This is a genomic window from Aestuariivivens marinum, from assembly GCF_022662175.1.
GTDB lineage: Bacteria > Bacteroidota > Bacteroidia > Flavobacteriales > Flavobacteriaceae > Aestuariivivens > Aestuariivivens marinum.
In genome coordinates this window covers 1,032,814-1,058,473 of record NZ_JAKMCR010000001.1, presented here as the reverse complement: position 1 = coordinate 1,058,473, position 25,660 = coordinate 1,032,814, and the positions used below count along the sequence as shown (strand labels likewise).

Annotated in this window: 28 protein-coding genes; 11 read left to right on the top strand and 17 right to left on the bottom strand. The window is 34.7% G+C overall.

Going from position 1 to position 25,660, the window contains the following annotated elements:
- Positions 1-43 precede the first annotated feature (43 nt).
- The gene (locus tag MR053_RS04535) at positions 44-3,094 is read right to left on the bottom strand and encodes a leucine--tRNA ligase (protein WP_242131262.1); all 3,051 of its coding nucleotides are present in this window, start codon (positions 3,092-3,094) and stop codon (positions 44-46) included.
- A 703-nt stretch (positions 3,095-3,797) separates the two neighbouring features.
- On the opposite strand from MR053_RS04535, the gene MR053_RS04530 reads away from it, so the two are divergent.
- Together MR053_RS04530 and MR053_RS04525 are read left to right on the top strand one after the other, a co-directional pair.
- Positions 3,798-4,676 carry a cell division protein FtsX gene (locus tag MR053_RS04530; protein ID WP_242131261.1) on the top strand — a complete coding sequence of 293 codons (879 nt, stop codon included), beginning with the start codon at positions 3,798-3,800 and terminating at the stop codon, positions 4,674-4,676.
- Between the two features lie 112 nt (positions 4,677-4,788).
- Positions 4,789-5,043, top strand: a complete 255-nt coding sequence (locus tag MR053_RS04525) for a DUF3098 domain-containing protein (protein ID WP_242131260.1) — start codon at positions 4,789-4,791, stop codon at positions 5,041-5,043.
- Positions 5,044-5,139: 96 nt separating this feature from the next.
- Here the strand turns inward: MR053_RS04525 and MR053_RS04520 are convergent, their stop codons facing one another.
- On the bottom strand, positions 5,140-6,264 hold the full coding sequence (locus tag MR053_RS04520) for a glycerate kinase (protein WP_242131259.1): 1,125 nt from the start codon (positions 6,262-6,264) through the stop codon (positions 5,140-5,142).
- A gap of 107 nt (positions 6,265-6,371) precedes the next feature.
- Here MR053_RS04520 and MR053_RS04515 point away from each other — a divergent pair, with 107 nt between their 5' ends.
- Genes MR053_RS04515 through MR053_RS04505 form a run of 3 tightly spaced genes read left to right on the top strand, consistent with a single transcriptional unit; the run spans position 6,372 to position 8,642 of the window.
- Positions 6,372-7,166, top strand: coding sequence for an undecaprenyl-diphosphate phosphatase (locus MR053_RS04515; protein WP_242131258.1), 795 nt, complete (start codon positions 6,372-6,374; stop codon positions 7,164-7,166).
- 13 nt (positions 7,167-7,179) lie between these two features.
- Positions 7,180-7,872, top strand: a complete 693-nt coding sequence (gene truB, locus MR053_RS04510) for a tRNA pseudouridine(55) synthase TruB (RefSeq protein ID WP_242131257.1) — start codon at positions 7,180-7,182, stop codon at positions 7,870-7,872.
- A gap of 53 nt (positions 7,873-7,925) precedes the next feature.
- Complete coding sequence (locus tag MR053_RS04505; RefSeq protein WP_242131256.1) at positions 7,926-8,642, top strand: hypothetical protein; 717 nt, start codon at positions 7,926-7,928, stop codon at positions 8,640-8,642.
- Here the strand turns inward: MR053_RS04505 and MR053_RS04500 are convergent.
- Positions 8,626-9,243 (bottom strand): thioredoxin family protein, encoded by a 618-nt coding sequence (locus MR053_RS04500; RefSeq protein ID WP_242131255.1) that lies wholly within the window; start codon positions 9,241-9,243, stop codon positions 8,626-8,628. The two genes, MR053_RS04505 and MR053_RS04500, sit on opposite strands and share 17 nt — an antisense overlap.
- A 92-nt stretch (positions 9,244-9,335) precedes the next feature.
- Between MR053_RS04500 and MR053_RS04495 the strand changes: the two genes are divergently transcribed.
- Entirely contained in the window at positions 9,336-9,902 is a 567-nt protein-coding gene (locus tag MR053_RS04495) for a DNA-3-methyladenine glycosylase I (protein ID WP_242131254.1), read from the top strand.
- Positions 9,903-10,075: 173 nt separating this feature from the next.
- Here the strand turns inward: MR053_RS04495 and aat are convergent, their stop codons facing one another.
- From aat to MR053_RS04480, 3 genes are all read right to left on the bottom strand, one after another.
- A complete protein-coding gene (gene aat / locus MR053_RS04490) occupies positions 10,076-10,699 on the bottom strand; it encodes a leucyl/phenylalanyl-tRNA--protein transferase (RefSeq protein WP_242131253.1) in 624 nt (207 codons plus the stop codon).
- 88 nt (positions 10,700-10,787) lie between these two features.
- The gene (locus MR053_RS04485; RefSeq protein WP_242131252.1) at positions 10,788-11,165 is read right to left on the bottom strand and encodes a DUF3127 domain-containing protein; all 378 of its coding nucleotides are present in this window, start codon (positions 11,163-11,165) and stop codon (positions 10,788-10,790) included.
- A gap of 33 nt (positions 11,166-11,198) precedes the next feature.
- Positions 11,199-12,071: a flavin reductase family protein gene (locus MR053_RS04480; RefSeq protein WP_242131251.1), complete on the bottom strand. Its 873-nt coding sequence runs from the start codon at positions 12,069-12,071 to the stop codon at positions 11,199-11,201.
- Positions 12,072-12,188: 117 nt separating this feature from the next.
- Here MR053_RS04480 and MR053_RS04475 point away from each other — a divergent pair, with 117 nt between their 5' ends.
- On the top strand, positions 12,189-13,346 hold the full coding sequence (locus MR053_RS04475) for a sensor histidine kinase (RefSeq protein ID WP_242131250.1): 1,158 nt from the start codon (positions 12,189-12,191) through the stop codon (positions 13,344-13,346).
- 346 nt (positions 13,347-13,692) lie between these two features.
- Here MR053_RS04475 and MR053_RS04470 read toward each other — a convergent pair whose 3' ends face one another.
- Together MR053_RS04470 and greA are read right to left on the bottom strand one after the other, a co-directional pair.
- Positions 13,693-14,082, bottom strand: a complete 390-nt coding sequence (locus tag MR053_RS04470) for an HIT family protein (RefSeq protein ID WP_242131249.1) — start codon at positions 14,080-14,082, stop codon at positions 13,693-13,695.
- A gap of 110 nt (positions 14,083-14,192) precedes the next feature.
- Positions 14,193-14,666, bottom strand: a complete 474-nt coding sequence (gene greA / locus MR053_RS04465; protein ID WP_242131248.1) for a transcription elongation factor GreA — start codon at positions 14,664-14,666, stop codon at positions 14,193-14,195.
- Positions 14,667-14,839: 173 nt separating this feature from the next.
- Here greA and MR053_RS04460 point away from each other — a divergent pair, with 173 nt between their 5' ends.
- Positions 14,840-15,265, top strand: a complete 426-nt coding sequence (locus MR053_RS04460) for a hypothetical protein (protein WP_242131247.1) — start codon at positions 14,840-14,842, stop codon at positions 15,263-15,265.
- Positions 15,266-15,383: 118 nt separating this feature from the next.
- On the opposite strand, the gene MR053_RS04455 is transcribed toward MR053_RS04460, so the two are convergent.
- From MR053_RS04455 to MR053_RS04420, 8 genes are all read right to left on the bottom strand, one after another.
- A complete protein-coding gene (locus MR053_RS04455; protein ID WP_242131246.1) occupies positions 15,384-17,531 on the bottom strand; it encodes a TonB-dependent receptor in 2,148 nt (715 codons plus the stop codon).
- A 344-nt stretch (positions 17,532-17,875) separates the two neighbouring features.
- On the bottom strand, positions 17,876-18,283 hold the full coding sequence (gene arfB, locus MR053_RS04450; protein ID WP_242131245.1) for an alternative ribosome rescue aminoacyl-tRNA hydrolase ArfB: 408 nt from the start codon (positions 18,281-18,283) through the stop codon (positions 17,876-17,878).
- Entirely contained in the window at positions 18,283-19,836 is a 1,554-nt protein-coding gene (locus tag MR053_RS04445) for a DUF4301 family protein (protein ID WP_242131244.1), read from the bottom strand. The genes arfB and MR053_RS04445 overlap by 1 nt, the downstream gene beginning before the upstream one ends.
- A complete protein-coding gene (locus tag MR053_RS04440; RefSeq protein WP_242131243.1) occupies positions 19,820-20,404 on the bottom strand; it encodes an AAA family ATPase in 585 nt (194 codons plus the stop codon). The genes MR053_RS04445 and MR053_RS04440 overlap by 17 nt, the downstream gene beginning before the upstream one ends.
- Positions 20,365-20,997 (bottom strand): nicotinamide riboside transporter PnuC, encoded by a 633-nt coding sequence (gene pnuC, locus MR053_RS04435; RefSeq protein ID WP_242131242.1) that lies wholly within the window; start codon positions 20,995-20,997, stop codon positions 20,365-20,367. The genes MR053_RS04440 and pnuC overlap by 40 nt, the downstream gene beginning before the upstream one ends.
- Positions 20,981-21,241: a thiamine-binding protein gene (locus tag MR053_RS04430; protein WP_242131241.1), complete on the bottom strand. Its 261-nt coding sequence runs from the start codon at positions 21,239-21,241 to the stop codon at positions 20,981-20,983. The genes pnuC and MR053_RS04430 overlap by 17 nt, the downstream gene beginning before the upstream one ends.
- Before the next feature lie 64 nt (positions 21,242-21,305).
- Complete coding sequence (locus MR053_RS04425; protein WP_242131240.1) at positions 21,306-22,043, bottom strand: geranylgeranylglyceryl/heptaprenylglyceryl phosphate synthase; 738 nt, start codon at positions 22,041-22,043, stop codon at positions 21,306-21,308.
- Between the two features lie 17 nt (positions 22,044-22,060).
- Positions 22,061-22,693 carry a 4'-phosphopantetheinyl transferase family protein gene (locus tag MR053_RS04420; protein ID WP_242131239.1) on the bottom strand — a complete coding sequence of 211 codons (633 nt, stop codon included), beginning with the start codon at positions 22,691-22,693 and terminating at the stop codon, positions 22,061-22,063.
- Positions 22,694-22,824: 131 nt separating this feature from the next.
- On the opposite strand from MR053_RS04420, the gene ahcY reads away from it, so the two are divergent.
- The 3 genes from ahcY to MR053_RS04405 all read left to right on the top strand — a co-directional run bounded on the left by ahcY (position 22,825) and on the right by MR053_RS04405 (position 25,191).
- On the top strand, positions 22,825-24,141 hold the full coding sequence (ahcY, locus tag MR053_RS04415; RefSeq protein WP_242131238.1) for an adenosylhomocysteinase: 1,317 nt from the start codon (positions 22,825-22,827) through the stop codon (positions 24,139-24,141).
- 74 nt (positions 24,142-24,215) lie between these two features.
- Positions 24,216-24,686 carry a very short patch repair endonuclease gene (locus MR053_RS04410; RefSeq protein ID WP_242131237.1) on the top strand — a complete coding sequence of 157 codons (471 nt, stop codon included), beginning with the start codon at positions 24,216-24,218 and terminating at the stop codon, positions 24,684-24,686.
- Positions 24,687-24,732: 46 nt separating this feature from the next.
- Positions 24,733-25,191 (top strand): DUF1569 domain-containing protein, encoded by a 459-nt coding sequence (locus MR053_RS04405; RefSeq protein ID WP_242131236.1) that lies wholly within the window; start codon positions 24,733-24,735, stop codon positions 25,189-25,191.
- A gap of 12 nt (positions 25,192-25,203) precedes the next feature.
- On the opposite strand, the gene MR053_RS04400 is transcribed toward MR053_RS04405, so the two are convergent.
- A complete protein-coding gene (locus tag MR053_RS04400) occupies positions 25,204-25,581 on the bottom strand; it encodes a DUF3052 domain-containing protein (RefSeq protein WP_242131235.1) in 378 nt (125 codons plus the stop codon).
- Positions 25,582-25,660 lie beyond the last annotated feature (79 nt).

Here is a 25,660-nt window from a genome sequence, read left to right as displayed (position 1 = left end):
ATTCCCACGTCGCTCTCATTGCATTCATGCTCCTCTGGAGACATTAACCTACAATATTCACAATCTTACCAGGCACAACAATCACCTTTTTAGGGGTACGCCCTTGCAATTGTTCTTGGGTCTTTTCGCTAGCCAACACTGTCTTTTCTATCTCTTCTTTGTCCATATCTAATGGCAACTCCATGGTGAAACGCATTTTACCATTAAAAGAAATGGGGTAATTTTTAGTGCTTTCAACCAAATGTTTTTCGTCAAATACTGGGAATGGTGCCGTAGCAATAGACTCATTATACCCTAACACCTGCCATAATTCTTCAGCGATATGAGGAGCATATGGTGAGATGAGAATCAACAACGGTTCTAAAATAGTCTTACTAGTACACTTTTGGGTGGTCAACTCATTTACCGCAATCATAAAGGTAGATACCGACGTATTGAACGAGAAATTCTCAATATCCTCCTGAACCTTTTTGATGGTTTTATGTAAGGTCTTTAAACTTTCTTTTGTGGGTGACGTATCAGTAACCTTAAAACCATTGTCATCGAAATACAATTTCCAAAGTTTTTTAAGAAAGGAATGTACCCCAGTAATTCCTGCCGTGTTCCAAGGTTTGTATTGCTCTAATGGCCCTAGGAACATTTCGTAAAGGCGTAAACTATCAGCGCCATATTGTTCGCAAATCGCATCGGGGTTAACCACATTGTATTTGGATTTGGACATTTTTTCGACGTCTCGACCAACTATATACTTTTCATTATTGTCTTTATGGATTAACCTTGAATTATCACTTACAAAAATTGCATTTTCAAAATCTTCACCAAATTCCTCATCCTTCTTTAAACCATCAATATCAAGTTCATCTGAAGCATTTATATATTTTACTTTAACATGAAGTGGTTGAATTTCAGTAGTTTTAATATCCACTCTCACCAACTTCCTTTCAAAAACCTCATTAAGCATTGATTTCAAATCTTCATTAAATACTTTTATACTTTCAGGTAATTTATTTAATTCATCAAATAAGATTTTTGAAATAAAAATTGGGTGTTTTTTAATCAGATCAATTATTTTTTCTCCCTTTGTATCAAAACCAAAAGAATTAGGTGAAACCCTATAAACAAACGCACTGGTCCCCAAGATCATCCCTTGGTTAATCAATTTTTTGGCAAATTCGTCGCAGGGCACCAAACCTTTATCGAACATAAATTTTTGCCAAAAACGGGAGTACAATAAGTGGCCTGTGGCATGCTCGCTTCCGCCTATATACAAATCGACTTGTTGCCAATAGTTAATGGCTTCTTGAGAGAAGATAGCCTCGTCGTTATGCGGATCCATATACCTGTTAAAATACTGTGAACTTCCCGCCCAACCTGGCATGGTGTTTAATTCTAATGGGTAAATACCGTTATGAGATTCTTCGTTACGCTCAGAATGACAAAGGTCATTAGAAACGACTTTGTTATTTTCGGCATCCCATGCCCAAACAGTAGCATTACCCAGCGGTGGTTCACCCGTTTCGGTAGGCAAATATTTTTCAACTTCCGGAAGTTCAATAGGCAAATACGCTTCATCTATCATTTGTGGCATACCGTTCACATAATAAACTGGAAACGGTTCACCCCAATAGCGCTGACGACTAAACACTGCATCTCGTAAACGGTAATTGGTTTTCCCTTGACCCTGACCTAACTTTTCTAGTTCCTCAATTACTTTTTTAGTTGCGTCTTTATAGTTCAAACCGTTTAGAAAATCACTATTAGCAATGATAGTATTGTCCTTATCGGCAAAAGCTTCTTCAGAAATATCTACCCCTTCAAAAATATTAGGGATGGATATATTAAAGTGTTTCGCAAAATCGTAATCGCGCTGGTCACCACAAGGCACACTCATCACTGCTCCTGTACCATATCCGGCCAATACATAATCACCTATCCAAACCGGGATAGGTTCTTTGGTAAACGGATGTTCTACATAGGCCCCTGTAAATACTCCAGTAATGGTTTTTACATCGGCCATACGATCGCGTTCACTACGCTTTGCTGTAGCCTCAATATAAGCATCAACCTCAGCCTTGTGCTCTGGTGTGGTAATTTGTGATACTAATTCATGCTCAGGCGCAAGCGTCATAAAACTCACACCGAAAATAGTATCGGGACGGGTGGTGAACACAGATATGTGATGAGACCCTTCGCCTCCGCTCATGGTAACATGAGGGATAACAGTAAAAGTAACTGAGGCCCCAACCGATTTTCCTATCCAATTGCGTTGCATTTCTTTTAGTGGCTCTGGCCAATCTATAGTATGCAACCCTTGAAGTAAACGTTCAGCATAAGCTGAAATACGCATACTCCATTGGGTCATTTTCTTTCGAATAACTGGATGTCCCCCACGTTCGGATACACCATTAACAATTTCATCATTGGCCAAAACCGTTCCTAATGCAGGACACCAGTTGACTTCGGTTTCAGCTAAATAAGTTAATCTGTATTGTAACAGAATTTGTTGTTGCCTTTCTGAAGAGAATCTGTTCCAATCTTCAGCCATAAACAACTCAATATCATCATCGCAAGCGGCATTGACATTGATGTTACCTTCAGTTTCAAATATTTTTATTAATTCTGAAATGTCTTCAGCTTTATTAGCACTATTATTATACCAGGAGTTGAAGAGTTGAATAAAAATCCACTGTGTCCATTTGTAATATTTAGGATCACTAGTACGCACTTCACGCGACCAATCAAACGAAAAACCTATTTGGTCTAACTGACGGCGATAAGTTTTAATATTCTCTTCAGTCGTAACAGCAGGATGTTGTCCCGTTTGAATAGCATACTGCTCGGCAGGTAAACCAAAACTATCGTAACCTTGTGGATGTAACACATTAAAACCTTGGTGGCGTTTATAACGTGCATAAATATCGGAAGCTATATACCCTAGTGGATGTCCTACGTGCAGCCCTGCACCCGATGGGTATGGAAACATATCCAATACATAATATTTAGGTTTATCTGATTGGTTTTCGGCTTTAAAAGTTTGGTTTTTGGCCCAATACTCTTGCCACTTTTTTTCGATTGTATTAAAATCGTATTTCATTTTACTCTAAACATATTAACGTCATTGCAAACAAAGTGGAGCAATCTGCTATTTTAAAAAGATTACCTCGTGATTTCACTCCCTGTAATGACGATTTTCAAGTCGCAAATTTACGGTTTATTAACCAACTGTAAAACCTTTGGTTATATTTAAGTACCTCAACTTCTTTGTTTAAAATTCATTTTGTGTAATAATAGATTTACTTTTAACAAACTTTTTAAACGACAACAAAACATAACCTTGAAGAGTAACATTTTAAGAGCCTATTTAGCCTTTTTGAGCGCCAATCTTATATATGGCTTCAACTATATTGTTGCAAAGGGCATTATGCCCCATATATTAAGGACTTTAGTTTTTGGGGTTGTTAAAAAAGTGACTTTCTTTAAAGAAAAATAGATAAGAAGGATTGCCTGAGATTGATTCTTTTCGGACTCTTGGGTGCTACAACCAATCAGTTATTATTCTTTTATGGTATTAATTTGATATTGGTTAGTATTTATGTTTTCGTGCTAAACCACACCCAATACCAAGAGGAAATAGATGCTATAAAAGTTTTAAGTTTTCTTCTTGTAGTTTTTGGGGTGTATCTTATAAGTAAACATTTAAAATAAAAAGTGCTATGCACTAAAGTTGATATGTTTTAGTTTATATAAAAAGAGATTGAATATACTTTATTATTTTTACGTCTTAAATTTATCGTGGCATGAGTTCATCCTTTGAAAAACATCAAAAACGCAGGCTTATTTCTTCCTATTTTTCGGTAGTGCTAAGTATTGCTTTAGTACTATTTTTATTAGGTTTATTGGGAATGCTAGTACTTAATGCCAAAAAAGTTTCTGATCATTTTAAAGAACAGGTGGTTTTGACCATTTATCTTAAGGATTCGGCCAAGGAAGTTGAAATCAATCAGCTGGAAAAAAGTTTGGCGATGGCCGATTATGTGAAATCGACCGAATATGTATCCAAAGAAGAAGCTGCCGAATTTATGAAAGTGCAAAATGGTGAGGATTTTATGGATTTTGTGGGTTACAATCCGTTACAGAATTCTATTGACGTGCATTTAAAAGCAGATTTTGTAACGACAGAACATCTTGAAAAAATTTCAACTGAAGCCCTAAACAAAAATTTTGTGGATGAGGTGTCTTATGATAATGATTTGGTAAACCTTATGAACAATAATGTTAAGAAGATTAGCTTTTGGGTATTAGTCATAAGCTGTATTTTTACATTGATTGCAGTATTATTGATCAATAGTTCTATTCGATTGGCTGTATACTCCAAACGTTTTACTATTAAAACCATGCAAATGGTCGGAGCCACCAAGCAATTTATTCGTCGTCCGTTTGTTTGGAAGAGTGTACGCTTAGGTATTATTGGAGCCTTATTAGCCTTGATAGGCATGACCATTGTACTTTACTATTTAAATAAAACATTTACCGAATTGGGTCTATTAAACAAACCATTATTAATAGGGTTACTTTTTATATTGATCTTCGTTTTAGGCATCATTATTACGTGGATAAGTACCCACTTTGCAACACAGCGTTTTTTGAACTTAAAAACAGATGAGCTTTATTATTAAGTTGTTAAGTTGAATATCCAATTACTTTATAACACACTTTTAAAATATTATATAGACATTAACAGTTCTATTTTAAATAAATCTGTTATTTTGCACTACTAGTCTAAACTTTATGGGAGAACAAAAACGAAAAGAAAATTCAAAACCAGCGTTTGTATTTGGTAAAAAAAACTATAAGTTTATGTTTATTGGTTTAGCCTGTATTGCCCTTGGCTTTATTTTAATGTCTGGTGGTGGCAGTGACGATCCTAATATGTTTAATCCCGAAATTTTTAATTGGAGACGTATTCGTTTGGCGCCTACATTAGTACTCATTGGGTTTGGCATTCAGGTGTATGCCATTCTTTTGAATCCTGACAAAAAATAACTCAGCGTTATTTCTATATAAATAAACCCCACGTTAGTATTTTGTTGTTTTCAAATGGGTTCCTGCCTTCGCAGGAATGACATTTCAAATATATATTTACATTAATTTTTTCGCAAAAATCTTTGCCATTTTCCTAACGTATTCATAACTATTTTGCATGGCATCCTTTTCAGTTTTTGCATGTTTTATAACAGCGTCACTATAATCAATTCCATATTCTTTCAGTTGTTCTTCATTTAACACTATTGCACCGCATAAAGCGGCAATTTTTATGTTTTTTGCTTTAGCTGAAACTAAAACTCCATCAATGGTCTTCCCAGAAAGGGTTTGCCTATCCAGCTTGCCTTCACCTGTAATAATCCATTCGGCTTCAACAATATGTTCTTCAAAATTAGCCAAGGCCATTATTAATTCTACCCCAGTTTGTAAATCCCCTTTTAGGAATACTTTTGTTGCAATTCCCATACCACCAGCTGCACCAGCACCAATAACCGTTTGGGCATCTATTTTAAATTTCTTTTTCAACACCTTTGAAAAATGCTCCAAACCTTCATCCAATAGTTTTACATCTGCTAAACTTGCGCCTTTTTGTTTGGCATACACGTGTGCAGTTCCATTACTGCCATATAAGGGATTGGAGACATCGCAGGCCACCTTAAAACAGATATCTTTTAATCTTGGATGAACCTTTGAAGAATCAATGGTTCTAACATGTATTAAATTTAAACCAATAGGATTTACTTCTTGATTTTCATTATCTAAAAATCGATATCCCAAAGCAGCAGCCATTCCCATACCACAATCGTTTGTTGCACTTCCTCCAATCCCCAATATTACTTGTTTTGCTCCACGTTCAATAGCATCTAGTATTAATTGCCCTGTTCCAAATGTAGTTGCATTTTTACAATCTAACTGTTTATCCTTTAGCAATTTGATCCCCGAAGCTTCGGCCATTTCTATATAAGCTATTCGAGATGCTTCAAAATACAAATATGTTGCTGTTATTATTTGAAAAAAGGGGTTGCAAACTCGAATTCTAATTGGTTTACCTTTTAAATAATAATCAATAATCTGAATAGTACCATCACCTCCATCTGCAAGAGGTAATTTTATAATCTCAACATCTGAATTAAGAACAAGAAACCCTTCCTCTACAGCATTGCAAAATTGCAATGCTGTTAGAGAACCTTTAAACTTATCGGGTGCCAAAACAATCTTCATTTCAGTCTAGGTAAACCTCTTAGCAATTTACCAATTTTCAATCCAACACGCTAAAGTTTCATTTGATTAACATTTAATTATATATCTATTTTAATACTTTTGTGCCCATGGATATTATAGATTCTATCATTCTTGGTATTATTCAGGGGCTAACTGAATTTTTACCAGTATCATCGAGTGGCCATTTAGAATTGGGAAAGGCTATTTTAGGTGATCAATCAGTTCCTAAAGAAAGTTTACTGTTTACTGTTGCGCTTCATTTCGCAACGGCATTAAGTACCATAGTGGTATTTAGAAAAGATATTCTGGAAATAATAAAAGGGGCACTGAAATTTCAATGGGATGACAATTTACAATTCATTTTAAAAATTGCTGTTTCTATGGTTCCTGCTATTATTATTGGCCTTTTCTTTGAAAAACAATTGGAACAACTTTTTACCAGTAACATCCTATTGGTTGGATGCATGCTTATCATAACTGCTTTACTTCTTTTTTTAGCTGACAAGGCTAAAAACACGAACAGGTCAGTGTCGTTTAAAAATGCTTTTGTCATTGGTATTTCACAGGCCATTGCCATGCTTCCTGGTATTTCTAGGTCTGGAGCAACCATATCCACATCGGTATTATTGGGCAACGATAAAACCAAAGCAGCACGCTTTTCATTTTTAATGGTTGTGCCGCTTATTTTTGGAAAAATAGGCAAGGATATTTTAAGCGGAGACATTTCTACCGAAAATCAGAATTTTACGGCTTTATCCATTGGATTTGCAGCTGCTTTTATAGCTGGTTTGTTTGCCTGTACTTGGATGATTGCTTTAGTTAAAAAAAGTAAACTAACCTACTTTGCTGTTTACTGTGCTATTGTGGGCCTTATTGCTATTGGGTTTTCTCTTTTGAATTAGACACCTCACCACTATGCTCAGTAAAGACGATTACCTTTCAGGACAAGTATTGCTTATCGACAAGCCTCTTAATTGGACCTCGTTTCAAGTGGTTAACAAACTGCGTTGGGAAATTAGGCGTGCCTTTAAAATAAAGAAAATAAAGGTAGGTCATGCTGGAACTTTAGACCCATTGGCCACAGGGCTTTTGGTAATCTGCACGGGTAAAATGACAAAACAAATTGACACATTCCAAGCCCAGACCAAGGAATATACTGGAACCATTACGCTTGGGAGTACAACCCCTTCTTTCGATTTAGAAACCGAAATCGACAACACATTTCCCACCGAGCACATCACTGAAACATTAATCCATAAAACAACAGAACAATTTATTGGAGATATCCAACAATTGCCGCCTGTGTTTTCGGCCATTAAAAAAGACGGCAAGCGCTTGTATGAATTTGCTAGAGCTGGAGAAAGTGTAAATATCAAACCGCGTACAGTTAGCATTTCAGCTTTTGAAATCACTAAAATTACCGGTATGCAAGCCGATTTTAGAGTTGTGTGCAGTAAAGGTACATATATTCGTTCCTTAGCTAACGATTTTGGTAAAGCCTTGCAATCTGGGGCACATTTATCGGCATTACGACGCACGAAAATAGGTGATTTTAATATTGCTGACGCTACCTCAATTGACGGCTTTATAAACAGCTTAAAGAGCTAGATTGCATATTTTTACGTATATTGTTTTACCAAATGCTATAAATTTATCACGATTTGCACCTAACAGATCAACATAAAGCCCTACTTATCACGTTCCTTATTTCGGGAACCGTTGTCCTTTCAGTATTTAATTTCAGTCTAAAAAAACAGAGTGAATTTATTTCTGAGAGTTATTATATGGTTGAACCCGAAGAAGAGCTCACCGAAGAGGAAATTAAGATTTTAGAAGCCTTGGAACGATTAAACGCTTCAAAGGCTGAGACCAATCAGGCTTTTAACGAAACCCAACAAAGTAAACAGTTTGCTCAGGCCTATAAACCTATTGCTCCTCCCGAAGATTATGTGCCCAAACAAAGCAGTAATTTTGACGGTCCCAATACAGCTGCAAAAAGTTATGAAGATACAGAAGACGCAAAGTTAAAAGACGAGGAACTTTCAAAATTCAGTAAAGTAAAAGACCTTTTAGAGCAACAAAAAGATGATGGCAATAACGCGAAAAGCACCATTAGTTTTTCATTAAAAGATCGTAACAAAGTTTACATTCCAATTCCTGTTTACCTTTGTGAAGTAGATGGTAAAATTGTAGTAAATATTACGGTTAATTCTCAAGGAAAGGTTATAGATGCCTATATTAATACTAGCTCCAACTCATCTAACGAATGTTTAAAAGAACATGCCTTGGAATACGCCAAACAATCCCTTTTTAGTGCCGACCCAAACAAAGTATCGCAAATTGGATCGATAACCTTTTACTTTATTGGCAAACACTAGGTGCTAATTCACAAAGCTTTTCGGTTAAATCGTCAATTATATTTTGCCCTTTGTTATCGTTATACCAATGCTGTAAATCTTCCTTAAACTCTGGGGTTAAGGTACCATGCATAGCTTTAAATCGATTAACATAATAGGTTGCTTCGCTTGGTCTAGGGCCATAGGTATTTATTACTTCTCCAGAAGCATCTTCAATCATAATAACTTTAGGAATAGATCTTGCTCCAAAGGTAAGGAATGCATCCATTAGTTCTGGGTGCTCATCCCTCAGTACTAACCTCAAATTAATATTGTCATTGCTTTCAGCTAATTTATTTAAAACTGGAGTAATATGAGCAGAATCACCGCACCAACTTTCACTTATTACCAACCAAGTGACTTTTTCCTTAAAAGCACGAATGCGTTTTAAAGCCTCTCTTGATAGCTTAATGGTCTTATCCCAACGTTTCATTCGCCTATTATTTAATTTGGTGAAATTTATATTGGCTTCGGTTTTAAGATCTCCAGATGTAGAATTATCTTGTGCTAATTGAGCTACTAGCTCACTATATTCAGCATAAGACATACTTTTTTCAAGGCTATTTGCTAATACTGCATTCATATTTTCTCAAATTAATACGAACAAAATTAATATCTTGCCCTTACTTATAAGATGACTTTTGTCATGCTTTAACCTTTAAAATAACAAGTCTCATGAGTACAAAACACAAATGCGGCTGGTGTGTTGGAGACCCATTATATGAAGCCTATCATGATAATGAATGGGGAGTCCCCGTTTATGATGATGCCACATTATTTGAATTTTTGACCTTAGAAACCTTTCAGGCAGGGCTAAGCTGGATTACTGTTTTACGTAAACGGGACAATTTTAGAAAAGCATTTGATGGATTTGACTATATAAAAATAGCCAGTTATAAACAACCCAAAATTGACAGTCTATTACAAGATAGCGGTATTATAAGAAATACATTAAAAGTAAAGGCTGCTGTTACAAATGCTCAAGCGTTTATAAAGGTTCAAAAAGAATTTGGAAGTTTTAGCAAGTACATCTGGGGTTTTGTTGACGGTATACCGATTAAGAATAAATTAAAAACCTATAAAGATGCACCAGCTAATACACCTTTAAGTGATACAATTAGCAAAGATTTAAAAAACCGTGGATTTAAGTTTGTAGGATCTACTGTGGTTTATGCCCATATGCAGGCTACTGGTATGGTAAACGATCATGAAATTGGTTGTTTTAGATTCGAGGAAGTATAAGACTATGGCATAGCTTTGTTTTAATTTTTATTAGAATATTTATGAGATGTGCACACGGTTCTATTTGAAATTTCTTTTAATGAATATTAAATGATCCTAAAAAGTCTAAAAAATTATTTTAAAAAATAGTATCCAAATTTAACACAATAATAATTCGTATTAATGCTTATGCGCTAGAAATACCTTAAAAAAATATCCCTTGAAATTTCCTCAGCTCCAAGATTTTTGAGATGATTGGTATACACTTGACAATCTATAAGTTTATAATTGGTGTGTTGTAAAAAAGTAATAAATCCTATTTTACTCGCATTACTTACTGTAGAAAACATACTCTCTCCACAAAATACTCCATTGTTTAAATCGACACCGTAAAAACCACCCACCAAGGTATTGTCTTGCCATACCTCAACTGACTTGGCATAATTCAATTCCTGAAGTTTTACATAAGCCTCAATCATGTCTTCTGTTATCCAAGTCCCTGTTTGTCCGTTTCGCCTTATCACAGCACATCTAGTAATTACTTCCTTAAATGCTTTGTTAACCGTAACTTTATAGTTGGTATTTCTCAATACCTGTTTCATACTTTTTGAGACTTTTAGTTTTTCTGGAAATAAAACAAACCTTGGGTCTGGTGACCACCACAGTATAGGTTCTCCAATTTCAAACCAAGGGAATATCCCCAATTTATAGGCTAACAATAGACGTTCTGCAGATAAATCACCCCCAACAGCTAACAAGCCTTCAGGCGTTGCCTTATCAACTGAAGGAAACCATAGCTTTTCTGTTAAGAAATACATTGCATTAAATTAAAAAAACCTTCCAAACAATTCTGAAAGGTTTTATAATTATAATGTGATTTTGGTTTTGATTCAAGATGAAAAACATTTAAAAAGGTAGATCATCATGGTCGTCATCGTTTAAATCTTCAGCAGGTTCAAAGGCATCTGCCGGTGGTACGGGCGGTAAATTATCCCCCATTGATTCTTGCTGCAAAGCTTCTATACGCCATCCTTGAATGGAATTAAAATATTTGGTTTCCCCTTGTGGGTTCACCCATTCCCTGCCACGTAAATTAATATTGATTCTTACCTGTTGCCCAACTTGATAGTTGCTTAACAAATCCGTTTTGTCCTGCACAAACTCCACCAAAATATGCTGAGGGTACTGCTCTTCAGTAGTTACTACTATTTCCCTTTTTCTAAATCCATTAGCACCAAACGTTTGGGTCTCGCCAATCATTTTAATTCTTCCTTGAACTTCCATTAGTTATAAATTATATATGTTATTTACTTATTTTCAACTCAACAATATGTACCAAGCGCTTTCTACATCACCATAACTTAAATAGTTTTGTGCCAATTGATGTTTCTCTTCTAAAGTAATCGTTTTAAAGTTTGGATAACGACTTAGTTTACCCTCAATAAAAGCTTCAACATCAGCCTTTGTTGGCAAGCTTTCAACATTGGCCAACATACCCAAATTGTTTCCTGTTAAAACACTACTTTTTCTAATTACATCTGGTAAATTATCGACCCCAATTCCCAAAGTTTTAAGTGGTTTTGGTATTTCAAAAAAACCATTTTTCAACCTACTGTAATAACTTCCTCCAGCTCTAGCTACTAAATCTAATTTTTCTTGATTAATGCTAATATCTTCATTTAGCACATTATTATGAATATGGAACTTGACTACCTCACATATAATTAAGTTTCCGGCACCACCTTGCTTTCCTAATTTAATAATATCGTTTACTTTACATTCAAACTGCACGGGGGATTCGGCTACTCTATAAGGTTTAACAACATCTGACTTTAACATCGTTAATCCTGCCTTTTTAAATTCATTTATTCCTTTACCATACTCTGTACTACTTAAGGACATTTGGTAGACAATATTATAATTTACCACATTTATAACTACTTCATTCGTATCTTCAATGTTTAACAAAGTGTGCTTTACCGTATTATCCCTTACACGACGTGAGGGCGAAAACACCATAATTGGTGGGTTAGCACTAAATACATTAAAAAAACTAAAAGGAGACAAATTAGGATTACCTTCTAAATCAACTGTACTAGCAAAGGCAATAGGCCTAGGGGCTACAGCAGATTGCAAGTAACTTTGCAATGTACTGGTTTCTAATAGTTTTGGATCGAAAGTTGTTGTCAATCGTTTTGAATTTCAACAAAAGTAACCAATCTCCCATTCAACTAAAAACAGATTTACTAACAACTTGCACAATAATATTAACAGATTTGCATTATATTACGTATTAAATTATTATTGATGCTTTTTACCGAATATAGAAATACATTTCGTTGGCTAATTATTGTCATTTCGTTTTTTTTAGTGTCACTTATTCTTTGGAATACCTATATGTTTTTTCAGAACTTTAAGCAAGACCAACGTATTAAAATGGAAACTTGGACCTTTGCTTATAAAGAGATCGCAAAAGACCTATACAATGTAAATAAAACCAACAAGTTGGCTGAATTTATTATTATAGACTCTACTGTTACCGCCCCAATGCTATTAGTTGACAATAATAACCAAATAAGAACTTTCAGGAACCTTGACAGCTTAAAGCTACTAAATCCTAAATATTTTGAGAAAACAAAATTAAAGTTAGAAAAAGAAAACTCCCCTATTGAAATTAATATAGAAAATTCTGAATCAACTACCCTTTATTACGGCAACTCACCACTTTTAAACAAACTAAAATATTATCCTTCTGCATTAATACTTATTATTGTATTATTCGGAACCGTTATTTTTCTCTTTTATAGCAGTAATAAAAATGCTAGTCAAAACAAGCTATGGTCTGGCATGGCCAAGGAAACAGCACACCAAATAGGCACCCCCTTATCCTCTTTAATTGGTTGGACCGAGATTTTGAAAACCGAACAGGTTGACCCCAATTACATTGCTGAAATTGAAAAGGATGTCGATCGCTTAAAAACAATTACAGAACGTTTTAGTAAAATAGGGTCGGTTCCAAAACTTGAAATAGCAGATATTATTGAAGAAACCTCCAATTCTTTTGATTATTTAAAAGCTAGATCTTCAAATCTTATCGATTTTGAAATGAGAGTCCCTGATGGCAATATTTCTGTATATTTAAACAAAGAGCTTTTTAGTTGGGCTATTGAAAACTTAGTAAAGAATGCCATAGATGCCATGAAAGGCCGCGGTAAGCTTACTATAGAAATTTCACAATTGGAAAACAATATAAAAGTAAGTGTGACAGATACAGGAAAAGGGATTTTAAAAAAGGATTTTAAGAAAATTTTTGAGCCTGGATATACCACAAAAAAAAGAGGTTGGGGCTTGGGGTTATCACTTACTAGACGTATTATTGAAGATTTTCATAATGGCAAAATCAAGGTACTATATTCTGAAATTGACAAAGGCACTACCATACAGATTGTCCTAAAACGCGCTTAATATGCAGGGTTATTTTATACATATTAAAGAAGTCGCCTTAAAAAACAACTGCCCAATTTGTTATAGCAATGAAGGACTACACTTAAGTTTTAAACAGCGTATAGTAGACACTCAACTGTATAAATCTATTACTTCAGAGATTAAACATAAATTGGACTGTAAAAATTGCAATAGTCCAATTTATCCCGTATTATGGACAGACGACATCGAACAAGTCTTCGAATATCATAAAAAAGCCTTTACTCCTAAAAAAACAACTTTTAAATTAAAGACGGTTTCTTGGATCCTAATGGCAGTATTACTTTTAACGCTAACCGCAATAGTTTCTTTAACAATTTATCAATAATTATAAGTGTGCTTTTATGGCATTAGCTACATCCTGAAATTCTTCTGAAGTTAATTTTTTTTTGCTTATAAATTGGGCATCTTCCATGGAATGCAATGGTATTAAATGCACGTGGGTATGAGGCACTTCCAAACCAATAACAGTTATCCCGACACGCTTACAGGGAATGGCTTTTTCAATGGCCTTGGCTACATATCTGGAAAATGACATTAATCCATTATAAGTTTCTTCATCTAAATCGAATATTTTATCAACTTCCTTTTTTGGGACACATAAGGTATGTCCTTTACTATTGGGATTGATATCCAAAAAAGCAAAAAACCGATCGGTTTCGGCAATTTTATAACAGGGTATTTCACCTTTGATGATTTTAGTAAAGATTGAAGCCATATATGAAAGATTTTTAAGTGATATGTAAATATAAAAAGATTCCTAATTAAAACTGAATCGATTTTCAGCTAAACTAGGAATCTAATATTATTCTTTTAAAATGACTTTTATTATCTTGATATTTCTAAAATATCAAATTTCATAACGCCATTGGGCACTTGAATCTCGGCCACATCACCAACTGATTTCCCTAACAATCCTTTTCCTATAGGTGAGTTTACCGATATTTTTCCCGCAGCCAAATTGGCTTCACTTTCAGCCACCAATGTATAAACCATTTCCATGCCATTGGTTTGGTTCTTTATCTTCACTTTAGACAACACCAATACCTTTGAAGTGTCTAATTGCGATTCATCAATTAAACGGGCATTAGATAAAGTTTCTTCCAATTTAGAAATTTTCATTTCCAAAAGTCCTTGTGCCTCTTTGGCTGCATCGTATTCTGCATTTTCACTTAAATCGCCTTTATCACGTGCTTCTGCAATGGCCTGTGATGCTTTTGGGCGTTCAACGTCTTTAAGATGGTTCAATTCATTTCTTAATTTTTTTAGTCCTTCGGCTGTGTAATACGATACTTTACTCATAACTTCATTGATTTATTTAATAAAAGATGCTGAAACCTACTCAAACTTTAACAAGCAAAGGGGTTCAGCAAATAAAAAAATCCCGCTTACACGAGATTGTATACAAATATACAAAATATTTACGGTAATTTGCGTTTTATTATTGATTGCACATTTAAAAATTTATTGATTTTATGAAGGTATTGATTTCGCTATTAGGCCTTTTAACAATATTAAGTTGTAGCAGTTCACAAGAAAATGAAAACTGTAAATTTCTTTTGAATATAGGTGTTAACGTTAGCATCAACCTAAGCCTACCAGAATACAGTCAATTACAATTTACAGGAAATTCGGTTTATATTTCCAATCAGGGTAATGGCGGAATAATTGTGGCGAGCACCGGAGCAGATTTCTTTGCCTGGGATGCTGCCGACCCCAACCATACACAAAGCTCCTGTTCGGTGCTTATTAATTCGGGATTAAATGCTACTTGTGGATGTGATGATAAAAATGAATATAGCTTGGTTAATGGTCAACCCTTAAACAATAGGTCCCTAATGTGTGGTTTACGTAACTATCGTGTAGAGAAAAGTGGCAATACACTTAGAATATATAATTGAAGCCAGAATAAAAAATTATTTTTATTTTAATTCAACCACCTCAATTTCAATTTATTAATTAATTGAAACCTCTCATCCTTGTTTAAGGAGGAGAGGCTTAATCTTTTAAGGTTATTAACTAAAATTTCAATGTAGCCCCTACCAAAAAGTTGGTGGTAGCTTGTGGGTAATATCCTGTACCTTCAATAGTGGTAACTTGATTAGCATCTGTCCAAGTATCATCATAAGTATAATAATATCCATTGGAAACATATTTCCTGTTAAAAATATTATTTACCAAACCTGTTAATACTATAGATTTAAACAAGGAATTTGATTCAATTTCGAATGATATATTTAAATCGTTAATGAAATAACTACTAAGCTTTGACACTTTAGAGTCGATATTACCCATATACTGTTCTCCAACATATTTACTTAAAAACGATATTTGCAATGCTTTTATAGGCAGGAAATTAAATACATTACCTATTACTAGATCTGGCGAAAATGAAATATTAGTATTTCCTAAGCTTAACAATTCCCCATTTATAGATGCCTTAAAATCCTTATTTTTATTATTGCTTACAGCTATATTAGTAGACGTATTAAATGCGTCGCAAAATGTAATATTAGCATCTATTTCAAGCCCAAGCCTAAAACTTTTTCCGCTAGTAGCTCTTAAGGGACTTCCAACATCATCTAGCGCACCGGTTAACACCAATTGGTTTTGATAAAACATATAATACAAATTGGTGTTCACAGCTACCCTTTTAGTATTATAACGCCAACCCAATTCAATGTCATTTAAGGTTTCGTTGTCGGCAACACCGTTTTCAAAATCATCACGATTAGGCTCACGGTTAGCTCTTGCGTATGAGACATAAAAACTGTTAATATCACAATGCCTATAGGTTAGCCCTACTTTGGGATTGAAAAAGTCAAATGATGCATCGGTTACAAAATTTACCCTATCAGAATTTAATCCATTAGTCTTATAGCTTACAAATCGGCCTTGTAAATCCACGAAGCCCATAAATTTTTCATCAAACTTAAATGTAGCCTTTGAGAAAACACTAAAATCATTTTTATTGGCATCTCCATTATAGTAACGGTCCCTAATATTGGTATTTGAAGCCAAATCACTTCCCCAAATCACTTCCCCAAAATGATCACCCGTGTAATTGCTATAGGACAATCCTGAAATAACTTCCAAACCTCTATTTTTATAGGAGATGTTGCCATTGGCAACATAAAAATTATTATCGAGCCAACGGCGTACAATCACATCAGATCCTTCTTCAATTAAATTATTAAAATTCTCAGCGTATTCTTCTGTTTTATATTGCTCAAAATAGCCCTTGCCTTTAGTATAATTCAAGCCAATATTGATTGACCAATAGTTATCCAATCGCTCATTCCAATGCAATTGGTAATGGTCCTGCCAATAGTTATCGGTTTCATTCTCATAAGTATACGGGTTTTGACGACGGTCTTCCTGTAGTTCTTCAGCTGTTAAGCCATACCAGGATTGATAGGTTCGTTCTTTATTACCAAAAGTTAAAGCCTTGATTAAAGTATTGTCATCTTTATAAACTCCTTGTAGAAAATAAGATTTTAAGTCGGTAAAAGCACGATCTACATAACCATCGGAGTAAATTTTAGAAAACCGTCCTGAAAACTCAATGCTTTGTCCTTGTTCAGCATCCAAAATATCTCCTGTACTTAATTTAATCGTATGTTTACGTGTATTGTAACTTCCAAAACTATTAGATATTTCGCCATAAGGCACATAAGAAGATGCATCGGTCAACAGATTTAAACTTGCTCCAAAAGCCCCTGAGCCATTGGTTGATGTTCCAACACCACGTTGCAATTGCATATTCTGTGTCGATGAAGCAAAGTCCCCTAAATTCACCCAAAACGTCCCTTGACTTTCTGGATCGTTATATTGTATCCCATTAATAGTGACATTTACACGAGTGGCATCGGTACCGCGTACACGAATACCTGTATAACCTATCCCCGCTCCCGCATCGCTCGTGGTTACAACCGATGGTAAATAATTTAATAAAACCGGAATGTCTTGCCCTAAATTTCGCTTTTCTAATTCCTTTTTTGAAATATTGGAATGGGTGATGGGTGAATTGGCATTAACGCGAACAGCTTTAACTAGAACTTCGTCCAAAGTTTCTGTTTTTGTTGAATCTTGTTTCACTTGATTTTGTTGTGCGCTAATACAAATTGATAACAAAAAAAATGTTAAAAAAAGAAAATTGTTTTTCATCTCGAAATAAATAAAATTTAAATCGAATAAAAAGAGGTTATTATTCTTTGTTTGTTATTAATTGAATTTAAGAATTCATATTGAAAAGATTGGTTCGTTGTTTCGATAGCAATAGAAACTCCTCACAATAACAATATAAACTCACATTCCTTAGCAGCATTACCTGCTCAGGTTCAATGGGTATGATCTCAGCCTGAATGATTTTAGAGATTAGATATCAAATTTCTAAAGTTAAAAAATAGAAATTATCAATCATCAATCATCAATCAAAAAGCACCCCTTTTTGAGAACGCTGTAAAATTAATTAACAATGTACAATTTACAATGGATAATTGAAAAATATTCTATAGAAGCCCAGGTGGCTTTCTATTTGCTTTTTTATCAGAAAGATGACGCTTACTTTTTAACCGTTTCTTGATAACTGCCTTTGGTATTTTGGTAAGGATTCGTTTTTTGGGTTTCACCAATGAAGCTCTGATCAACTCCAAAAACCGTTTTATCACCAGTTCTTTATTTTTATGCTGACTTCGACTTTCGTCACATTGCATCAGTAAAAACCCATCTTTAGTTAAGCGATTTTGAAGCTTCTCCAATAGATGTGTTTTCTGTTCATCGCTAAACCCTAAAGAGTCCTTTACATTAAAACTTAGCTCTACTTTTGAAGCAACCTTATTGACATGTTGCCCACCACTACCAGAACTTCTAATAGCCTTAAAAGTTAATTCTTGCAGTAAAGTCTCTTGGTTAAACATTATAAATACTGGTGTGGTGCTTTTAACAAATCGTTTGCGGCCTTTACTGGATTAAATGTAACTAGAGGCACTTCAACAAAAATAGAGTTCCAATAAGCCATACTTCCGTTCCAAAGTCCGGGGCGTTCCAATGCCTTAATTTCGGTATCCAATCTTGATTTAACGGTGACAAAATAAGCATCATTATCTACAAATTCATTAAGGTTAAAAACTTCACCTTTATAGTTTTTTATGCCGCAAACAAAATCTGTTGGATTAAAATGTGTTGCATTTTTTACGATTTCCTTTTGGTCTTTGTTTTTGATATCGATTTGTGCAAACTCAACAATTTGCAAAGAGACATTCCCATTCTTATCCTTAACCCAAAACGGTCCTCCTCCAGGTTCTCTTTCGTTTTTTACAATGCCCCCAACACGAATTGGACGATTTAATTTATTCTTTAAAAAAGCTACTTTATTGGTTTGCGAAAGCTTAAAAAAATCTTCCTCTATCCTTTGATTAAACTTGGATATTAAAAATTCTAATATATCATCACATAACTTCTCATTAACCGCTTCATTATCTAATGTATGCAAATATTTAAAAGCCTGCTCTTGGGTGTCTATCAAAAGACCAGCCAACATTTTTTTATATTTTGCCAACTCTTCATGATGGCTCGATACCGTAACATTGTCTATGTTTTTAATAAAAATAATGTCATGATTCAATGCATTTAAATTTTCCAACAAGGCACCATGTCCAGAAGCCCTAAACAATAATTTACCATTTGGTTCTCTATAAATTTCATTATCTACGGTTAATGCAATAGTATCAGTAGATTTTTTTTGATTTGAAAATGAAATATCAAAGTAAGTTCCAGTTTCCTCTTCAACATCTTCTTCTATAAACTTAAATTCATCTTCAAATCCTTTATTATGATTTGGAGAAATAGTGAAATGCACATTTGCTTTCTTATTTGATGAGGCATATAATGCGGCTTCAAATAAATGCTCCTCGAAAGCTGAAGAAACATGTTGTTTATATCTATGAAAAGGCAATAGACCCTTTGGATAAGCACTGTAATTTAATCGGTCTTCATCGAGCATGGTTTTTATAAACTCTAAGCGCTTTTGGTCGTAAGACAGATCATTAAAATTAGGAATGATTTCATGCAACTTATGGACTACTTCTTCAAAAAAAGGTAACTTCTCCAACCCAGCAAAAAAAACAGCTAAACCTGAGTTTTTATGTCTGTTGATATACCCATTAATGGTATCCTTTTCAATATCGAAAGCTTTTAAAAACTGAAACAAAAATTTAAACATTCTAGTTGCTGCGCCTGATGCTGGTACAAACTTTACTAAAGACAACACATTACGATGATTTTCAAACGTTTTAACATATTGGTTTTGCTCTTCTGCTGTTAACTTTAAAATACCATTGCCAACGGTAGCTGCCTCTACCAAGTGGGTATAAGATGTCCCTCTTTTAATTCGCTCAATCTGATGATTAACCTTTTCTAGGGTTAAATCGTTGTTCTGTATTTGTATTATATCTTTATTGGTGAAATTCAATGTCTTTTCTTTTTAACAATTTATCTATATGTTTTACTGCTTCTTTGAACCGCAATTTTTCATCACCCTTCAACAAAACATAAGGTCTTTTTTGTTTTATCAATTCATTTTGAAAAGCTAGAAACATTTCAATTCTATGGTTAGGTTTATCCCTTAAATCGTCAGCTTCCCAAGGAGTGTCAATATAAGTTAAAAAATACAAATCGTAAGTATTTTCCAACGCATATTTTTCAAGTAATGGATCGCAACTTCCCAAATAATAGGTCTCGGAATAGACTTTGGTTTCCAACAAATCGGTGTCACAAATCAATATGGTATCTGTATTTTGAGCCAGTTCATTTTCTACCCGCATCTGCCCTTCAGCAATGGGTAACAAATCCTTTGGTTCACAAGTTTTACGTTCATTATTCCATTTATTTTGAAGGTACTCGCGTGCGTACTCAGGCACCCAAACCGAGTTATAATACCTTGCTAATTGTCTAGACAAGGTTGTTTTCCCAGTAGATTCTGGACCAAACAAAACGACCTTTAAGCAATTTGCTCGTTGTTGTTTAAGCTTTTCTTCCATGCAAAATAGCCTTGAATTGCTAAAATAGTAAAGATAAGATACTGCAAAGATAACATACCCCAGCCTCTGTATGCATAAAGTGGCACGGTTATAATGTCTGCAAATATCCAGAGTGTCCAATTCTCCAATTTTTTATTGGCCATAAACCACATGGCCGTAAAAAATATTCCTGAAGTAAAAATATCAATGTAATTCGATGTCGTTATTTCAGTACCATAAGCTTTATAAACCACATAAGTAACTACCATGGTTAACAAAAACATTCCAAACCCAATAATCTTTTCTTTTGTATTGGTTATCGAAATTGGCACCACATATTTGTTTTCTTTTTTCCTGGACCAATTCCACCAACCATAGATGCTCATTACCGAGTAATAAAAATTCATCATCATATCACCAATCAACTCATCTTTAAGAAAAATATAAACCGTAATTACCGTGGCAACGAGACCCGTAGGGTACACTAAGATATTTGTCTTTTGGGCATAGACCACACTGGCTATACCAAAGACAAAAGCAATGGCTTCCAACACAATTAAATAGATTGGCCTATTGTAATAAGGCTCAAGAAAAAAATCAAAAATGGGGCTCATAATCGTATCTGTCGGATTTTACAATCTTCATATAAAGTAAGCCTTTGTCAATTAATTGAAATGTTTCTTTAATTTCTGCATTTAGTAATTGCATCAACTCATCGTAATCGCCATAAACCTGTGTGCTTAACGGATTCTCTAATACTTTCAAATTAGAACTCCTTAATTTTTTTATGAAATGAATAATGGCAGGCTCAAAATCGTCCTGCAATGGGGTTAATGTTAATTCTACTGATATTTTCATAAGTCTTCAGATAATAGAGAATAGAATAAAGAGAAAAGAGTCTTTGTTCCATTCTCTTGTTTCTTTATTCGTATTTTAATTCGTCAAAAAATGACTCGTCATCCTCAAAAGCTGTACCAATAACGACCATATTGGCTCCTGCACTGTACGCTATTTCCAATTGTTGCTTGGCTCTAATACCTCCCCCTACTATTAAAGGTAGGTTTAATTCTTTTTTTACCGCTTGTATAATTTTAGGTGTTACAGGATGCTTAGCGCCACTACCTGCTTCAAGATACATTAATTTCATCCCCAAATATTCTCCTGCCTTAGCAGTATCTACTATATTTTGAATGTCTTTTCTTGACATTGGCTTGGTTTTCGTAACCCGTTCAACAGCCGTTGTTTTTCCATTTTCAATTAGAATATAACCTGTTGAAATCACCTCAAGTTCTTTCTTTCGTAATGCAGAAACGGCCTCGACATGCTTCCCTATTAAATAGTCTGGGTTTCTACCTGAGATTAGGGATAAAAACAATAGGGCATCGGCATTCTCACAAATCTGTGTTACATCGCCAGGAAAAAGCACAACTGGTAAACTCGTATGCATCTTTATAGTCTCAACCAAATTTGATGTGGCATGTTCTTCAACAAAACTTCCTCCAACAAAAATATGTGTTGCTACTGATTGGTTTATTCTTTCAATAAAGGCTTCCGTATTTTCAACAGAAAATTTATCTGGGTCAATCAAAACCGCTAAAAGCTGCTTATTTGCAGTTATTGATTTTAATATATTTTGATAAATGGATTGTTTAACAGCCACAAATTCACTAATATTTTTTATTGGCTTTTCAAGGCATAGGCACAAGCAAACCCTTCAAACTCTAAACAATGCGCACTGTATTTGCTTTTTACATCATTATAGTCTATCCAAGCAGTTGTTACATCTTCATTACTCGAAAATGGAATCACCAAACAATGGTTCTTAAAACTTAAGCCAGGCGTTGCATAAAGCTTATACAGGCTTTCTTTAATGCACCATAATACCGTAAGTTGTTTTATATAGTCAGTATCATTTTCATTCAAATAATCACATTCATAATCTAAAAACTTGTGTTTTATTACAGCGATTTTATCGCGTTGCTTTTCAATATCAATACCTACTGGCTCATTACTAATTATAACTGCTGAAAAAATAAATGAATGACTTATTGAAATATGCTTACCGTCCTTTAAATGCGGCTTTCCGTTGACATCATAAAACAAATCGAAATCCTTATATCCAAATTCCTTAAGCAAACACCTAACACTTAAAAAACCACATTGATGGATTTCACTTTTCATCCCCAAAACTCGCGTTTCATTTTCTGGCTTTAAGCTTACCTCACGCTTTAAAACATTAAAAGACTCGGTAATCTTCCAGATTTTAACAGTAGTTTGTGAGTTTACATCAATAGTTTTAAATAGCGGCATTTAATAATCTGAAAGTTATTGGTTATCTTTGCAGCGCCTTTGGCGCATTTGGTTTTTAACTTAGCGAAGTTAACTATTTACCGTTTAAACCCAAAGGCAAGTAACATTTTTAAAATAGAGAAATTAGAAATATGGATACGAAAACAATTCCGTATGTAGCGCATAAGGTAAAGGATATATCGCTTGCAGAATGGGGAAGAAAAGAGATTGAATTGGCTGAAGCAGAAATGCCCGGACTTATCACCCTACGTGAAGAATATAAAGATTCACAACCGTTGAAAGGTGCAAGAATTGCCGGTTGTTTGCATATGACTATTCAAACAGCTGTACTTATTGAAACCCTTCAAGCTTTGGGTGCCGAAGTGACATGGAGCTCATGCAATATATTCTCTACACAAGATCAAGCTGCCGCTGCAATTGCCGCTGCAGGCACTTCTGTTTATGCCTGGAAAAACATGACCGAAGAAGAATTCGATTGGTGTATTGAGCAAACCTTATTTTTTGGTGAAGACCGTAAGCCCCTTAACATGATTTTAGATGATGGTGGCGACCTAACTAATATGGTTTTGGATAAATATCCTGAGTTAACTGCTGGTATAAAAGGCTTAAGTGAAGAAACCACCACGGGAGTTCACAGGCTTTACGAGCGTGTTAAAAAAGGAACATTACCTATGCCTGCAATAAACGTAAACGACAGTGTGACCAAAAGTAAATTCGATAACAAATATGGCTGTAGAGAAAGTGCCGTAGACGCCATTCGTAGAGCTACCGATGTAATGTTGGCAGGCAAACGCGTTACCGTTTGTGGCTATGGCGATGTGGGTAAGGGCACAGCTGCTTCGTTTAAAGGAGCCGGTAGCATTGTTACCGTTACCGAGATTGACCCTATTTGTGCTTTACAGGCCGCTATGGATGGTTTTGAAGTTAAAAAATTGGAAACCGTTATTAGTAATACAGATATTGTTATTACCACTACAGGAAATAAAGACATTGTTCGTGGCGAGCATTTTGAAGCGTTAAAAGATAAAGCCATTGTATGCAACATTGGCCATTTCGATAACGAAATTGATATGGCTTGGCTTAATAAAAACTATGGCAATACCAAAAATACCATTAAGCCACAGGTAGACAAGTACACCATTAATGGAAAAGACATCATTATTCTTGCTGAAGGGCGTTTGGTAAACCTAGGTTGTGCTACGGGGCATCCCAGTTTTGTAATGAGCAACTCGTTTACCAATCAAACCTTGGCGCAAATTGAGCTTTGGAACAACAGTGAAGCCTATGAAAACAAAGTCTATATGCTACCCAAGCATCTTGACGAAAAAGTAGCCAAATTACATTTGGCTAAAATAGGCGTTGAATTAACTGAACTTAGGGAAGACCAAGCTGAATATATAGGCGTACAGGTTAAAGGTCCTTTTAAACCTGAGTATTATAGATACTAGTTTAGATTATTAAACTCTTAAATATTGAGAAACCCTTGCAATCATGCGAGGGTTTTTTGTATTTTTAAATCACTATGGTTTATGAAGAACCCATAATAAAAGTCCCACGCTTTAATGAGGCTTCTGGTTTTTACACCACCAAAAAACGCTCGAAAATAATGAGCAACATACGGGGTAAAAACACCAAACCCGAATTGCTCTTTCGGAAGGCGCTTTGGAATCATAATGTCCGTTACCGTATAGACAACAAATCACTTCCTGGAAAACCCGATATTTCCATTAAAAAATATGGCTTGGCTGTTTTTATAGATGGCGAGTTTTGGCATGGCTACAATTGGAACGAGCGTAAAAATACCATTAAAAGCAACCGACGGTTTTGGATTCCAAAAATAGAGCGCAATATGCAACGCGACAAAGAAGTAAACCAACAACTAACGGATTTAGGTTTTATCGTTTTTCGATTTTGGAGCAAGGATATTATTGAAGACTTAGATCGTTGTATTAATGATGTCTTAGTCTTTATCCGTATGGGGGAAACCAATTAAACAGTAAGAAACCTATAAAAAACTTAATTAAGTGTATCAAGTACGGATGAAAATATTAAATCGCTTATTGGCCCAAGTTGAAAGTTATATTCCTTATAAAGACCAAGAGAATTTATTAGTTTCTAAAGCTACCGTTGGTTGGCAACTCGACCACACTTTAAAAGTTTTCAATACGGTGAGTTTGACTCTAAAAAATTCGAACCCTAAAGACTATAAAAAACAATTCAATTATTGGCGTATCTTATTATTTCCGTTAGGTTATATACCAAGAGGTAAAGCCAAAGCCCCTAAATTAGTGTTGCCTCCAGAGGTGATTACAAAAGAAAACTTAAAAGCTCAATTAGAAATCGCTAAAAACCACACTGACGTTTTAAAAACACTGCCCAATCATGCTTATTTCAAACATTTCATTTTTGGAGTATTAACAAAAAAACAGACTCTACGGTTTTTGGAAATGCACACCAAACACCATTTAAAAATAGTTAGGGATATACTTGAAAATTAACTAGCAGAAAATTCAGTTCCTATCTTCTTTTCGGCAAACAAATTTCAATCCGCTCCAATCGGCATTTATGGCCGCTACTTTTACATCAACTAACTTTATTTCAGAAAGTATATAATCCCTTATAAGGTCACGGTTTAAATCTGTTGCCATTTTTGAAGTCTCTTTTGACCATCTTACCCAAATTAAACCATCCTTTTTCAAATAAGGTTTTTGTTTTACTATTTGGATTTTCAGGTCTTTCAGTGCCGTACAAAATATATGGATAAAATCTACAGATTCGGATTTAGGTTCTGATACTTCCAAAACATCTTCATGAAAATCTGCAAAAAGTGATTTATACTGTTTTGGTTGATTTACCAATACTATTTTGAATCTACTTTTTATACCCAATTTCTTTGCAAATGGTGTTCCTGAATAACCTTCCTGATTATTATTTTTACAATAAATATAAAATAAAAAAAGCCCCTTC